The 12,678-nt window shown below is 66.6% G+C and carries 14 protein-coding genes and 2 tRNA genes; 10 read left to right on the forward strand and 6 right to left on the reverse strand.

All coding sequences use genetic code 11. The features are described 5' to 3' along the window. Positions 1–172: 172 nt before the first annotated feature. Positions 173–832, forward strand: a complete 660-nt coding sequence (locus tag KEG57_RS05805) for a response regulator (protein ID WP_153821281.1) — start codon at positions 173–175, stop codon at positions 830–832. Between the two features lie 19 nt (positions 833–851). On the opposite strand, the gene KEG57_RS05810 is transcribed toward KEG57_RS05805, so the two are convergent. Further along, the gene (locus tag KEG57_RS05810; RefSeq protein WP_272417033.1) at positions 852–1,358 is read right to left on the reverse strand and encodes a pentapeptide repeat-containing protein; all 507 of its coding nucleotides are present in this window, start codon (positions 1,356–1,358) and stop codon (positions 852–854) included. A 62-nt stretch (positions 1,359–1,420) separates the two neighbouring features. On the opposite strand from KEG57_RS05810, the gene KEG57_RS05815 reads away from it, so the two are divergent. From KEG57_RS05815 to KEG57_RS05825, 3 genes are all read left to right on the forward strand, one after another. Next, on the forward strand, positions 1,421–2,257 hold the full coding sequence (locus KEG57_RS05815) for an alpha/beta fold hydrolase (RefSeq protein WP_272417034.1): 837 nt from the start codon (positions 1,421–1,423) through the stop codon (positions 2,255–2,257). Positions 2,258–2,296: 39 nt separating this feature from the next. After that, positions 2,297–3,082 carry an exodeoxyribonuclease III gene (xth, locus tag KEG57_RS05820; protein WP_272458250.1) on the forward strand — a complete coding sequence of 262 codons (786 nt, stop codon included), beginning with the start codon at positions 2,297–2,299 and terminating at the stop codon, positions 3,080–3,082. A gap of 119 nt (positions 3,083–3,201) precedes the next feature. Continuing rightward, positions 3,202–3,642, forward strand: a complete 441-nt coding sequence (locus tag KEG57_RS05825; RefSeq protein WP_272417036.1) for a hypothetical protein — start codon at positions 3,202–3,204, stop codon at positions 3,640–3,642. Between the two features lie 4 nt (positions 3,643–3,646). Here KEG57_RS05825 and KEG57_RS05830 read toward each other — a convergent pair whose 3' ends face one another. Further along, positions 3,647–4,690, reverse strand: coding sequence for a penicillin-insensitive murein endopeptidase (locus tag KEG57_RS05830; RefSeq protein ID WP_272458251.1), 1,044 nt, complete (start codon positions 4,688–4,690; stop codon positions 3,647–3,649). A 149-nt stretch (positions 4,691–4,839) separates the two neighbouring features. Here KEG57_RS05830 and KEG57_RS05835 point away from each other — a divergent pair. The 3 genes from KEG57_RS05835 to KEG57_RS05845 all read left to right on the forward strand — a co-directional run bounded on the left by KEG57_RS05835 (position 4,840) and on the right by KEG57_RS05845 (position 5,761). After that, a tRNA-Arg gene (locus tag KEG57_RS05835) sits at positions 4,840–4,913 on the forward strand. Positions 4,914–4,978: 65 nt separating this feature from the next. After that, positions 4,979–5,051: transfer RNA gene (locus tag KEG57_RS05840), tRNA-Lys, on the forward strand. A gap of 131 nt (positions 5,052–5,182) precedes the next feature. Then, on the forward strand, positions 5,183–5,761 hold the full coding sequence (locus tag KEG57_RS05845; protein ID WP_272417038.1) for a hypothetical protein: 579 nt from the start codon (positions 5,183–5,185) through the stop codon (positions 5,759–5,761). A gap of 135 nt (positions 5,762–5,896) precedes the next feature. Here the strand turns inward: KEG57_RS05845 and KEG57_RS05850 are convergent, their stop codons facing one another. Beyond that, positions 5,897–7,234 (reverse strand): hypothetical protein, encoded by a 1,338-nt coding sequence (locus KEG57_RS05850; RefSeq protein ID WP_272458252.1) that lies wholly within the window; start codon positions 7,232–7,234, stop codon positions 5,897–5,899. A 146-nt stretch (positions 7,235–7,380) separates the two neighbouring features. After that, complete coding sequence (abc-f, locus tag KEG57_RS05855) at positions 7,381–9,312, reverse strand: ribosomal protection-like ABC-F family protein (protein ID WP_272417040.1); 1,932 nt, start codon at positions 9,310–9,312, stop codon at positions 7,381–7,383. Between the two features lie 42 nt (positions 9,313–9,354). On the opposite strand from abc-f, the gene KEG57_RS05860 reads away from it, so the two are divergent. Continuing rightward, entirely contained in the window at positions 9,355–9,963 is a 609-nt protein-coding gene (locus tag KEG57_RS05860; protein ID WP_272417041.1) for a hypothetical protein, read from the forward strand. Between the two features lie 25 nt (positions 9,964–9,988). Here the strand turns inward: KEG57_RS05860 and KEG57_RS05865 are convergent, their stop codons facing one another. Together KEG57_RS05865 and KEG57_RS05870 are read right to left on the reverse strand one after the other, a co-directional pair. Next, complete coding sequence (locus KEG57_RS05865; RefSeq protein ID WP_272417042.1) at positions 9,989–10,567, reverse strand: hypothetical protein; 579 nt, start codon at positions 10,565–10,567, stop codon at positions 9,989–9,991. Beyond that, positions 10,564–11,211, reverse strand: a complete 648-nt coding sequence (locus tag KEG57_RS05870) for a hypothetical protein (RefSeq protein ID WP_272417043.1) — start codon at positions 11,209–11,211, stop codon at positions 10,564–10,566. Before KEG57_RS05870 ends, KEG57_RS05865 begins: the two co-directional genes overlap by 4 nt. 357 nt (positions 11,212–11,568) lie before the next feature. Between KEG57_RS05870 and KEG57_RS05875 the strand changes: the two genes are divergently transcribed. Further along, a complete protein-coding gene (locus KEG57_RS05875; RefSeq protein WP_272417044.1) occupies positions 11,569–12,144 on the forward strand; it encodes a Uma2 family endonuclease in 576 nt (191 codons plus the stop codon). Between the two features lie 10 nt (positions 12,145–12,154). Next, positions 12,155–12,676 (forward strand): Uma2 family endonuclease, encoded by a 522-nt coding sequence (locus tag KEG57_RS05880; protein WP_272417717.1) that lies wholly within the window; start codon positions 12,155–12,157, stop codon positions 12,674–12,676. Positions 12,677–12,678 lie beyond the last annotated feature (2 nt).

Below are 12,678 nucleotides of genomic sequence, written 5' to 3' on the forward strand. Positions count from 1 at the left end.
ATCGATTCATACGTTGTGAACGGCTGGCTGGGGTTTGTAAGCTCGTTTGTCCAAGTGGAAATCGAGCGGGGTAGGGACTTTCCGTAGGGCGTGTTCCGCGTGCGCCCGACCACAGCCGCACTTGACGCGCGAGTCAGGCTGAGGCCCAATTCGTTGAAGGGCGGTCCTTGTCATGTCGGACACGAATAACAGCATCCGCGTTTACCTCATCGATGATCATCCGGTTTTGCGGGAGGGTTTTGCGAAAGCACTCGAAGCGGAACCGGGGATGACCGTCGTCGGTCAGGCGGGCACGGCGGCCGATGCGCTTCGGGAAGTACAGTCGATCAAGCCCGAAGTCGTGCTGGTCGACTTGAACATTCCCGATCGCGACGGCATCGAGCTTCTCGCGGCCCTTCGCGTCCAGGTGCCCACCGCAAAGCTGCTCGTTTTGAGCTGCTACGACGACGAATTCCGCGTCGCCGAAGCGCTTCGCGCCGGGGCGCAGGGGTACCTCGTGAAGACCAGCGAGCTCGCCGAAGTGATCGACGGCATTCGGCGAATCGCGAGCGGCGGCGCGCCGCTCAGTCAACGCATCGCGGGCGCCGTCGTCCGCGCGATGCGCAAACCTGCGCCCGAAGGCACGGGTGGTCTCGACGCGCTCACGCCGCGCGAACGGCAGGTCCTGCGCCTGCTCGCGGCGGGCATCTCCACCCGCGAGACGGCCGCGCGTCTCACGATCAGCCCGAAGACCGTGGAGACCCACCGCGTGCGGATCTACGCGAAGCTCGGCTGCAAGAGCGCCGTCGAGCTCACGCGGATCGCGGTCCGCACCGGCCTCATCGAGGCCTGAACCATCGGAAAAACCGAACTCATCCTTCGGGTTTTTGATCATGCGCGTCGCTCTGCGGCGCGCCTGATCGTTTGTGCTGCAACAAAAGATCGATTCGAACGCCGTCGATCGTCAGCCCTTCGATCGAGCAGTTCGTGATCGTCACGCCGGCGAGGCTCACGTCGTCGAGCGACGCGCCTTCGAACGAGGCGTTTCGGATCTTCGTTTTCGCGAACGTCACGTCGTCGAACGCAGCGGACTCGAACGACACGTTTTTCACGTTGGCTCGCGCGAAGCTCGCGTCGTCGAGCTTCGTGTCCTCGAACGACGCGTTGTGAATCGTCGCGCTGGAAAAATTCACATCGTCGAACGAAGCCCTTTCGAACGTCGTGTCGTGCACCTTCGCGTCGGCCATCGACACGTCATCAAGCTCGATTTTTTCGAACGATGCGTTCGAAAGCTTCATCGGCAGCGTCGGTGTGTTTCCGGACTTCGGTCCAGTCGTCTTCGCAGGGCTCCTGGGCTTCGATGGCGCCTTCTTCTTCATGCGCACATGCTACCCCTCTTCACCGACTCCGGCTTCCGCCGTACAGCCGGATCCAGGACGCCATGCACGACCCCGCCACGCTTCCCCATCACGCCATCGTCACCGCGCCCGGTGCGTCGCCTTCGTGCTGCATGCTCGTACTGCATGGCATTTTCGGCTCCGGCGGCAACTTTCGGACGTTCACCCGCGCCCTCGCGTCGGCCTGCCCTACCTGGGCCTTCGTGCTCGTCGACCTCCGCGCGCACGGCCTCTCCACGTCGCTCCCGCCCCCGCATACGCTCGGGGCCGCGGCCGACGACCTCGTGCGGCTCGGCTCTGCGCTCCCGTTCGAGGTGCGCGGCGTGATGGGCCACTCCTTCGGCGGCAAGGTCGCGCTCGCGTACGCCGACAGGAGGCGCGGCGAGCTCGACCAGCTCTGGGTGCTCGACTCGACCCCGAGCGCGCGTCCTTTCGGCATGGAGAACGTCGGCGCGGCGAAGATCCTCGCCATGCTCGAATCCTTCCCCGCGGAGCTTCCGTCCCGCGAGCGCTTCCTCGAGCTCGTCACCTCACACGGCGTCTCCCGCGCCGAGGCCGACTGGCTCGCGATGAACGTCCGCCGCGAGGGCGACGCCTTCCGCTTCCGCCTCGACCTCGCCGCGATCCGCGACCTGCTCGACGACTACTTCGCCCAGGACCTCTGGCCGGTCGTCGAGCAGCCCGACGGCCGTCGCCGCACGGGCTTCGTCATCGGCGGCCGCTCGAACACGGTGAGCCCCGACGACCGCGCGCGCCTCGCCGCGCTCGCCGCCAAGGACCCGACCCTCAGCGTCCACATCCTCCCGAACGCCGACCACTGGGTGCACGTCGACGACCCCGAGGGCCTCCTTCGCATCCTCGCGGCGTCCCTCGGCGGCTGAGGACTTCTCGCGAGGGTTTTTCCGGGCTACGGGAGGGCCATGCGAATCGCCTCCTGGAACGTGAACTCGATCCGCGCCCGCCTCGAACACCTTCGCACCTTCCTCGCGAGCGCGAGCCCGGACGTCCTCTGCATGCAGGAGACCAAGGTCGAGGACGAGAAATTCCCCGAGGAGGCCCTCGGCGACGCGGGCTACCGCGTCGTCTACTTCGGGCAGAAGACCTACAACGGCGTCGCCATCGCCGCGCGGTACGGCCTCGGCATCGAGGACGTGAAGAAGAACCTCGACGGCGACGAGGACGACGCCCCGCGCAGGCTCCTCGCCGCCACGATCGAGGGCGTCCGCATCGTGAACGTCTACGTACCCAACGGGCAGGCCGTGGGCACGAAGCCCTTCGCCTACAAGCTCGCCTGGTTCGAGCGGCTCGGGCTCGACCTCGCCACGCACCACAAGCCGGAGGAACCCTTGCTCGTCTGCGGCGACTTCAATGTCGCGCCGACGAACCTCGACGTCCACGAGCCCAAGCGCTGGGAAGGGCAGGTCCTCTGCCACCCGGACGAGCGCGCCGCCCTCGGGCGACTGCTCTCCTGGGGGCTCGTCGACGCCCTGCGCGCGCGCCATCCCGATGACAAGATCTACTCCTGGTGGGATTACCGCATGGGCGCCTACCGCAAGAACCATGGCCTGCGCATCGACCTCGCCCTCGTCACGCCGCCGCTCCTCGCGCGCACGAAGGACGTGTGGGTCGACCGCAGCGTCCGTGAGCTCGAACGGCCCAGCGACCACGCCCCCGTCCTGATCGACATCGGCGAAAGTCAAGCCTGACTTCGGACAATCTCCGTCCGATCGGACCAAAAACGTCCGACCCGAGATAGGACATATCCTGTCCGATCGACCCCCATTTCGCCCCCGATCGAACGGCGCGATTTGCTAGTTTTCTCCGCGTGATGCGGCTCAACCTGGATGGTTATTCGCTCGACCTTCCCCCCGCCTGGTCCGGTCTCGAAGACGTGACCTACTCCGATCCGAGCACCCTGCCTCCGGTCGCGCTCGCGGCCGAGGGAGGCACGGGCCGGCTCATGGTGGCCGAGATGCTCTTCGACGACGACGACGAGCAGCCCGGCAACGAACCCACCGAGCTCGAAGCCCTCGCACGCGCCTGGGGCAAACGCCGCAGGCTCGAACCCCTCGAGATGGGCACCCTCGAGCGCCCCGACGGCGTCGTCGCCACGGCCACCTACCTCGTGCGTGGCTGTTTCGTGCAGATCTGGTTCCTCTCGAACGGCGACCGCGTCGTGCAGGCGAGTTATGTCTGCCCCTGGGACGAACGCGACAGCGAGGAGGCCGATCGCGAGGCGATCGTGCGCTCCTTGCGCTGGTCCTGACGATCTAGCGGTCCTTGTCGCCGCCCTCGTCCTTCTTGGCTTTCGTGGCCACGGGCGGGGGCGGCGCCGCTTCCTTGGCTTCCTTCTCTTCCTTCGCTTCGCCCGCCTCTTCCTTCGCAGCCGGCTCCCCCTTTGCGTCCTTGCTCCTCGCGCCCGCCGCGTTCGTCGCGCTCGCCGCGCTCCCCCCGCCGCCTCCGCGCACGTGCGACTCCTCCACGCACGCCGACTTCATCCTCTCGGGACAGGCGATCCGCACGTGGAAGTGATCGTCGTGCACGTCGGCGTCCGCGGGGCTCATCAGCACCGACGCGGCTTTCGTGTAGAGCTCCTTCGACACGTTCTTCTTCGCCGCGTACTTGAGCAGCCGCGTGCGCAGCCCGGCCGACACGAACAGGTACCGCACGTCGGTCTTCGTGTCGGTGAGCAGCGCCTCGACGAAGGCCCAGTTCCGCTCGTCGTCGAAGCGCACGACCTCGCCGCCGCGGGGCCGCCCATCGCTCCCGAACGCCACGAACCTGTGCGGGTTCACGTGCTTGCCCTTCTCGCTCACCATGTAGAAGCCGACGTCCGCGTCGCGCCCCGACTGATGCGAGTTGTGCCCGAAGAGCGCCCCGCCGTTTTTCGCCGACAGGTCCCCCACGTACAGCACCGACCCCTTGTGCTTCCCGCTCACTTTGGCCGCGGCGCGCCGCAGCACCCGCACGAGGTCCGGCAGCCCGTATGCGTGCCCGCCGCCGCGTACCTCGACCGACTTGCTCGACGCGAGCTTCTCGCCCCCGTACAGCCGCCCCTTGTTCGGCGCCCCTGCCGAGAGCGCGCCTTTCGGCCGCTTCTCCGCGCCCTTCTTTGGCTCGACCTTGTCCTTCTTGCCCTTGTCCTTCGTGGGCTCCGTCTTCGCGGTCTTGGCGCCGGGGGCGGCCTCGGAGGCGCGCGGGCCTGTGGCGACGAGCGCGAGGCCGAGGGTGAGGGGCGCGGCGATCCGGGCGAGCAGGCGCATGATGCCGCGGACGTTAGCGCGCTCGGCGCGCGCGGGGGAGGGGATGTGCACGGCCGATCGTGGGGTTTTGCGCGACCGACCTCAGCCGTGCCGGAATCATGAGCCAACCTACACGAAAAAAGAATGCATCCAGGTGCTTGACATGAGCCATCGGGACGGGTAGAAGGCTCGTCGCGTGCCACCCGAGGGCGGCGCAGGATGCGCCCGTAGCTCAGCTGGATAGAGCGTCGGACTTCGAATCCGAAAGTCGCCCGTTCGAATCGGGCCGGGCGTACCGGGTTCCGAGTCGACTCTTCCAGGGGAGCTCGGGAGACCGTTGAAAAGAGAAGCAGCAAAACCGGGCCATTAGCTCAATTGGTAGAGCAGTGGACTCTTAATCCATTGGCTGAAGGTTCAAGTCCTTCATGGCCCACCCGGATCCAGAACGAAAAAGGCCGGTACGCTTCCCGCGTGCCGGCCTTTCGTTTTTCTGGCCGCGGAGCGCGTCTGGGTGCCTTCCTGCTTGACGACGCTTCCCGGGTTTGGTGAGGAAGAGAGACCATCATGCAATTCTGCCGTGGCCTCCTCCTCGCGGGTACATGGGCGATCCTGCTTGCCGGGTGTGGAGGCTCGGGGACGCGGAGCAACTATCCTCCCGGCCAGCCGATCGCTCTCCTGGAGGGGACGGCGCACCTGGGCGACAACCGCGCCGGTAGCCAGAACTTCCCGAGCGGGCTGGCAACGGCGGCGCGCCTCTGCTCGCTCGTGAACGTGCCGGAGGCGCTCGACGCCTTTCTGCAAGTGGTCAACCTCCGGAACTCCGAGACCTTGAGCAACCTGATCACGGTGAATGGCAAGCCTTTCCCCCTGGGGATCACGCTCGAGCGCGACCCGTACGGGAACACGCCGCTCTCGACGCAGACATCGCCCGTCTTCGCCGTACATCTGGAGCCTGGGCCCTCGGAGGTTTGTCTGGTCACCGGGAAGAAGACCAATGGCGACGTCGACGATATCGAGGTCGACCAGATCCTCCTCTTCGTGGAGGGGATCGACCCCGAGGACGTCAGCGTTCGTCGTGGATTGGGGCTCGGCACGCCGCCTCCGAGCCAGCCGCCGAGTCGACCGTGGGGGTCGATTCAGTAGCGTCTCATCGGCCCGTGTGCGGTTGGCCCTGACAACCTCCACGCAGCCGGATCGGGTTGACGGTTCGAGGCCAGAACGAAAAAGGCCGGTACGCTTCCCGCGTGCCGGCCTTTCGTGTTGGACCGTCCGTTCAGCTCAGAACCACTGCCCGACGAGCTTTTCCTTGCGGGTCAGCTTCGAAAGGTGCTCGAGCTCCAGCACCCAGAGCTCGGTCTTCTTGATCAGCGGCTTCGTGTCCGTGACCGTCTTTGCCTCGTGCTTCTTCACGATGGCGTAGCCCTCGACCTTGTCGCCGACCTGGACCGTCACGCCCTCGGGCATCTCCCCGAGCGTGAGCCGCACCGTCGTCTCTTGAATGCTCTTGCCGGTCTTGCAGATCTCCCGGTAGACGATCCGACCATTCTGGATGCTGTGGATCCGGTTCGTCTCCACGCAATCGTAGGCATACTCGTTCGTGTAGGCGTACAGGATCTCGAGCTCGGTCTTGCCGCTGTTCTGCGTGATCTTCTTGACCTCGCCGAACCCCGAATAGTACCCGAGCTTCGGATGGCCGGGGATTTCCTTTTCGCCCTTCTCGATGCCCTCGATGTACACCTTCGAGAAATTGCCCGGCCGCACCTCGTCGACGGACTTCTTCTCCTCCTTCTCCTGGAGCCGATCGATCTTCTTCATCGTCTCCTCGGAGAAAAGCGGCTTCACGTACTTCGCGCCGCGCTCGGTGTACGAGTTACCGCGGCCGGCGCTGTCGAGCGCCGGCGTCTTCGGCGTCCCGTTCGAGGCCGCGTAGGCGCAATACATGTCCCGTTCCGTCGCGGCGTCGAGCCGGGCGCGGACGTCGTTCTGCTGCGGCGCGCCGCTCACGATCGCGTACAGGTAATCGCGCCCTGTCGATTCGTACGCCTTCTTGATCGCGACACGCAGGTCCCTTTGAAACCCGACCTGCGTCATCAGGATGTCGATGACCGACTGGCTCGACGCCGACTTCTGGGCCGTCTTCTGCAGGTCGAGCAGCGCGCCGATGCGCCCGTACGGGCCCGGGACCTTCGACGCCTCTGCGATCTCGGTGGCCCACTTCGCGTCGAGCGCCCGCGCCTCCTTGTCGATCGCGAGGTAATCGGCGTAGCACTTCGCGAGCCACGTCCTGCGCATGGCGGCCACGATCAGCGCCTGGTACGTCTCGTCCGACGTGTTGGCCTTCTCGTCCTCGGGCATCTTGTCCCAGCCCGTGAGCCACGTCGGGTCCGGGTTCTTCAGCGTCCGGCGCGGGTTGTACAGGTAGATGTACGTCGCCTTGTCCTGGTACTCCTTCACGCCCGCCTGTTTCTTGAAATCGGGCACGCACATGTGGTTCTCGCAGGACGTGTAATCCCATGATTTGAACGTCGCGAGCACCGCCTTGCCCGCCTCGTCCTCGTCGTACGGCAACATGCCGAACGGCCCCGTGCTGGGCGTGCCGTCGGACGAACCACCCATGAGGCCCGGGATGTTCGTTTGGACGTTGACGAGACCACATCCAGCCGCGAACAGGCCGGACAGCAGAACAATCGCAGCTTTTCTCATTGTACCGGGCCGCCAGCTATCACGCGCTGGCGGCTCTTGGCAACCCACCACCTGGGACGTCAGCCGCCCTCGGCGAGCTCCTTCTCGATCGCTTCCCACTCCCCCATGAGGGCGTCGATCTTCCCGTCGAGCTCTTTTCGTAGCCGATCCAGCGCGGCCACGTCCTCCTTGCTCGTCCGCTCGAAAAACCCCGGCTCGCAAAAACGCGACTCCAGCTCTCGTTTTTGCGACTCGGCCGCCTCGATCGCCGCCACCACTTTGTCGCGCTTACCGGGCAGCTCCTTCAAGCGATTGCGCTTTTTCTTCTGGTCCTCCCACGCCGAGCCCGACACCTGCGCCGCGGGCTCCTGCCCCTTGGCGGCGCTCTTCGCGGCCTTGTCCTTCTGGACCACGGCCTCCGCGTCGAGGTGATCGTCGCCGCAGCGCGCGAGGTATTCCTCGTACGTACCCGGGAAATCGTTCCGGCCCGTCGGCAGCACCTCGAGGATACGCGTCGCGATCTTCGAGACGAACCAGCGATCGTGCGACACCAGGATCAGCGTCCCCTCGTAGGCCACGAGCGCCTCCGCGAGCGCCTCGATCGCCTCCACGTCGAGATGGTTCGTCGGCTCGTCCAGCAAGAGCACGTTCGGCTCTTCCACGAGGATCCGGCAAAACAAAAGCCGCGCCGCCTCTCCCCCGGAGAGCAGCCCGACCTTCTTGTTCACGTCGTCGCCCGAGAACAGCATCCGCCCGAGCCGCCCCCGCACCGCGGCTTCCGGCTCCGTCGGGCATGCGGCTTTCATGATCCCGAGCGGCGTCGCCTCCGCATCGTCGAGGATCTCCCGGTGATCCTGCGCGAAATACCCCACGCGCGCCTCGTGCCCCCAGCGCACCGTACCCGCGTCCTTGTCGAGCCGGTCGGCGAGGATCTTGAGCAGCGTCGATTTGCCGATCCCGTTCGGCCCGATCACCGCCACCCGCTCGCCCCGCCGCACCACGAGCGACACCGCGGTGAGCACCCGTTTTTCCCCGTACGCCTTGTTGATCCCCGCGACATCGAGCACGTCCCGCCCGCTTGGCCGCGCGATCGACAGCTTGAACACCGGCGTCCGCCGCGAGCTCTCTTCGAGCTCCGGCACCTCGATCTTCTCGATCTGCTTCAGCCGGCTCTGCGCCTGCTTCGCCTTCGTCGCCTTGTACCGGAACCGGTCCACGTACGACTGCTTGTGCGCGATCACCTCCTCGATCCGCTCGACCTCCGCTTGCTGCCGCTCCCGCTCGGCGCGTTTCTCCTTCACGAACGCCGTGTAATTGCCGTGGTAGAGCGTCACCGTGCCGTAATCGATGTCGAGGATGTGCGTCGCCACGTTGTCGAGGAAGCGTTGGTCGTGGGAGATCACGAGCACCGAGCCCTCGTGCGCGTTCAGAAATTTTTCGAGCCAGCGGATCGTCAGGATGTCGAGGTGGTTCGTCGGCTCGTCGAGCAAGAGCACGTCCGGCCCGCCCACGAGCACCTGCGCGAGCAGCACGCGCAGCTTGAAGCCGCCCGACAGCGTCGCGAGCGGCCGCTCGTGCGCCTCCATCGGGATCCCGAGGCCCGCCAGGATCGACGTCGCCCGCGCCTTCAGCGTGTAGCCGTCGTACGCCCGGATCACGTCGGCGAGCTCGGCGAGCCTTTGCGCGTCGCCCGCCCCGTCCTCCACGATCCGCTTCTCCTCTTCGAGCGCCTCCCACACGATCCGGTCGCCCATCATCGCGAGGTCGAGGATCTTCGCCTCGTCTTCGAGGAACCGGTCTTGCCGGAGCACGCCCATGCGCGCGCCCGCGGGGATGTTGAAGCTACCTTCGGTCGGGGCCTCGTCGCCGGCCAGGATCTCGAGCAGCGTCGTCTTGCCGGAGCCGTTCGCGCCGACGAGCCCGTAGCGGCTTGCCCGGTTGAGCTTCAGCGACACCTCCTCGAAGAGGGTCCGGTCGCCGTACGATTTGCCCAGGTTCGACGTGACGATCATCGCTCGGGCGGTGGTATATCCTCCCGCAACTGAGGAGGCCACGTGCGCTTTCGAGAGCTCATCCAAGATTCCAGCGCCACCATCGACGCCATCGCCAGCTACCTCGACGGGCTCTCCGCCGAAGACAGGCTCGAAGAGACCCGCACCCTTTCGCGTGACGAGCAACGCAAGCTCTACCAGAGGGCCGAGAAGGCGTCCCTCATCACGCTCGACCACTTCGTCCCGACGGACATCACGAAGCTTTCGCCGGTCCACCACGACGGCCGCAACACGCTCCCCTTGCCGAAGAGCCTCAAGCTCTTCCAGAAGCGGTTTTGCCGGCCCGAGGACGGCTCGGAGCGGCTCTTCGGGTACAACGAGTCGCCGTTCCTCGGCACCGTGGGCCCGGGCTTCTTCGTCGCGGTCCCGACGAAGGGCCGCGCGGAGTGGGAGGCGCGCGGCGGCGTCGTGATCGATTATTTCCAGGTCCCCGACGGCCCCGTCGCGGCGGGCTGGCCCAAGGTCATCCCGAACTCCAAGGGCCTCCAGACGTTCGTCTACAACGGCACGCGCGACTACATGCGCAAGGTCTCCACGCACGTCTCGATCGGCGCGGCCTACAAGGGCGAAAAGGCCCTCGATCACTACTTCATCCTCTGCCGCGACCGCTGACCCCGCCCCGGGGCGCGCCGTGCCTCTACGCAGGGACGGGCAACGCGGAAAGCGCCGTCCCTGACGCCTCTTCCAGCTCCACGAACACCTCTCCGAGCCAATCGAGGAACGCCGCGTCCCACGCCGGCCCCTCCGGCCATCTCGCCGCGATCCTCTCGGAAAACTCCGCGTCCCACCGCTCGAACACCGCCCGCAGCGCCCCGTGCGCCTGCCTGGCCAGCACCGCGCTCCGTTCGCCCTTCCGCTCGCCCCCCTCGATGAACGTATCCTCGCAGAGAAAGTAATTGCAGGTCGCGGGGCGCATGGCCGCGTCGATCGTGCATCCGCCCGGCCCGTGAAACACGCATTTGCGCTCCATCGGATGGGTCGGGGCCTCCCGCCGCTTCACCCGCCGGAGCTCGAGCCCGCGCTTGGTCGGAATCAGCTCCTTCTTGGCGATTCGCGCGAGCACGAAATCACGCCCGCCCCCGGCGATGACGCGCCCCACGTCCGACCAATCCATCTCGGGCGGCGCCTTGCAGCAGCCTGCCGGCCCCTGCGGGCATTTCGCGCAGAGGGTCGAGAGGAGCTGGGTATGGGCGCCGAGGACTTCGAGTCGAATCATCGCGCCGCGAGGCGGGCGGAGAGCGCCGTCCGGACCGAGCGGCCCACGGCGTCCTCGACCTTCTTGAGCTCCTCGGGCATCCAGAAATGGAGCACGCGCCCGAGCGCCTCCGTGCTCGACCGGACGAACGCCATTCCGCCCGTCTCCGCCCGCTCGGTGCTTTGCGGAAGGCACACCTTGCACAGGCACGGAAGCGGCCCGGCGGCATCGTGTTTCGTCACGTTCACGGCCGGCGCCACACCCGCGCTCCAGGCTGCGCCGAGCAAGAGCGCGGCCGAGGGCGCGTCGAGCATGCGTGGCGTCTGGAGCGACATCCCGAGCGTGCCGGGCGCCGCGGTGATCCCTTTTCCGTTCGCGAACCGGATCCTTGGCACGAGTGAGGTGATATCGCTGATCGGCACGCGGTTTCGCCCGCTGCGCCATCCCTTGCCGGAGAGCTGCGGATTTTCCAGCACGGCGACGAGCCAGAGCGTGTCCGACGGCGGCCGCACGGTCACCATGAACAGCCGTCCGCCGCCGGCGAGCGGGGCGAGGCCCTTGCTCTGGCTGTGGTAGGTATCGATGGGCCACACCTTGCCCGGCTTGCGCCCGCCCGCTTCCTTCTCGAACACGGCCTTGCTGACGATGGCGAGGACGTCCGGCATGCGCGCGACTCTACCAGAACGGGCCCGGAAGGTCAGGGGCCATCCCGCGATCGGGTTTCCGCCGTGGGAAACGTCTTCGCGGAGTCCGCACGCCCGATTTCCTGGTGGGAAACGTGTTCGCGGTGACCGCGAAGGCGTCCGTCATCCGACGGAGAGGTTCGCGGCCGGCGCGAAGGCGTCTGTCGTCTGACGGACGGGTTTTCGGCGACTGCGAAGGCGTTTGCTGCCGAAAAAACGGGCCTGCGCCGTCCGCGAAGGCGTTTCCCATGGAAACGTCGGGCTTGCGGCCGGCGCGAAGGCGTTTCCCAGCGTCCTTGGCGGCTTGCGGCGGGGCACGGGCTCGGGCAACCTCTTGGCATGGCCGCCGATGCTGCGCGGAAACGTGCGACGTATGAGGACCTCCTGGCGCTTCCCCCGAACGTGAAGGGGGAGATCCTGGATGGGGTGCTGTACACGCAGCCGCGGCCGCGGTTTCGGCATGTTCACGGGGCGTCGAGCGTGCAGGAACAGCTCGGTCCGCCTTTCCGCCGTGGCATCGGCGGTCCCGGTGGCTGGTGGATCGCCACGGAGCCCGGCATCGAGCTGCCCGATTCGCCCGAAGTCTCTCCGGATCTGGCCGGCTGGCGTCGCGAGCGGATGCCTGATCCGCCGGGTGACGATCCCATCAAGATCGTACCCGACTGGGTCTGCGAGATCTTCTCACCGAGCACACGGGACTACGACCAGCAGATCAAGAAACCGTTTTACGCGAAGCACGGCGTCCGATGGTTGTGGTTCATCGACCCCGCAGCCCGCGTGCTCATGGCGCATCGTCTGGAAAACGGCCGCTGGCTGGATGTCGGCACCTGGCGGAACGACGACCGCGCGCGGATCGAGCCGTTCGATGCGATCGAGCTTGATCTGTCCGATCTCTGGTTGCCCGCGAAGGGTTGACGTGGACAGCATGCCGCCGAACGTGCAACGCGAGATCCTGGACGGGGAGGTGTACACCCATCCGCGTCCGTGGCCTTCGCACATGCGAACCGCGACGATCCTCGGCGGGCACCTCAGCAGCCCCTTCGATAGTGGCTGGCGTGGTCCGGGGGGATGGTGGATCCTCATTCGACCCGGCATCGCGTTGCCCGATTCGCCGGAGGTCGTCCCGGATGTAGCCGGATGGCGCCGCGAGCGGATGCCCCATCTGCCGGAAGAGGCCAGCACGCTCGCGCCCGACTGGGTCTGCGAGATTCTTTCCCCGAGCACCCGCAACTACGACCAGCGCATCAAGAAGCCGTTTTACGCGAAACACGGCGTGACGTGGTGCTGGATCGTCGACCCCGAGGCCCACGTGCTCACGGCTCATCGGCTGCGGAACGGCCGCTGGCACGATCTCGGCACGTGGGGAGACGACGAGCGCGTAAGCATCGAGCCCTTCGACGCGATCGAGCTCCCTCTCGCCGACCTCTGGCTCCCCTCGGACGCCTGACC

This window comes from Polyangium jinanense (assembly GCF_028435365.1).

Bases quoted from the DNA above. Each gene is read 5' to 3' on its own strand.
- KEG57_RS05805 (WP_153821281.1), top strand. From the start codon at position 173: ATGTCGGACACGAATAACAGCATCCGCGTTTACCTCATCGATGATCAT.
- abc-f (WP_272417040.1), bottom strand. From the start codon at position 9,312: ATGATCGTCACGTCGAACCTGGGCAAATCGTACGGCGACCGGACCCTC.
- xth (WP_272458250.1), top strand. From the start codon at position 2,297: ATGCGAATCGCCTCCTGGAACGTGAACTCGATCCGCGCCCGCCTCGAA.
- KEG57_RS05875 (WP_272417044.1), top strand. From the start codon at position 11,569: ATGGCCGCCGATGCTGCGCGGAAACGTGCGACGTATGAGGACCTCCTG.
- KEG57_RS05880 (WP_272417717.1), top strand. From the start codon at position 12,155: ATGCCGCCGAACGTGCAACGCGAGATCCTGGACGGGGAGGTGTACACC.
- KEG57_RS05865 (WP_272417042.1), bottom strand. From the start codon at position 10,567: ATGATTCGACTCGAAGTCCTCGGCGCCCATACCCAGCTCCTCTCGACC.
- KEG57_RS05845 (WP_272417038.1), top strand. From the start codon at position 5,183: ATGCAATTCTGCCGTGGCCTCCTCCTCGCGGGTACATGGGCGATCCTG.
- KEG57_RS05815 (WP_272417034.1), top strand. From the start codon at position 1,421: ATGCACGACCCCGCCACGCTTCCCCATCACGCCATCGTCACCGCGCCC.
- KEG57_RS05850 (WP_272458252.1), bottom strand. From the start codon at position 7,234: ATGGGTGGTTCGTCCGACGGCACGCCCAGCACGGGGCCGTTCGGCATG.
- KEG57_RS05870 (WP_272417043.1), bottom strand. From the start codon at position 11,211: ATGCCGGACGTCCTCGCCATCGTCAGCAAGGCCGTGTTCGAGAAGGAA.
- KEG57_RS05810 (WP_272417033.1), bottom strand. From the start codon at position 1,358: ATGAAGAAGAAGGCGCCATCGAAGCCCAGGAGCCCTGCGAAGACGACT.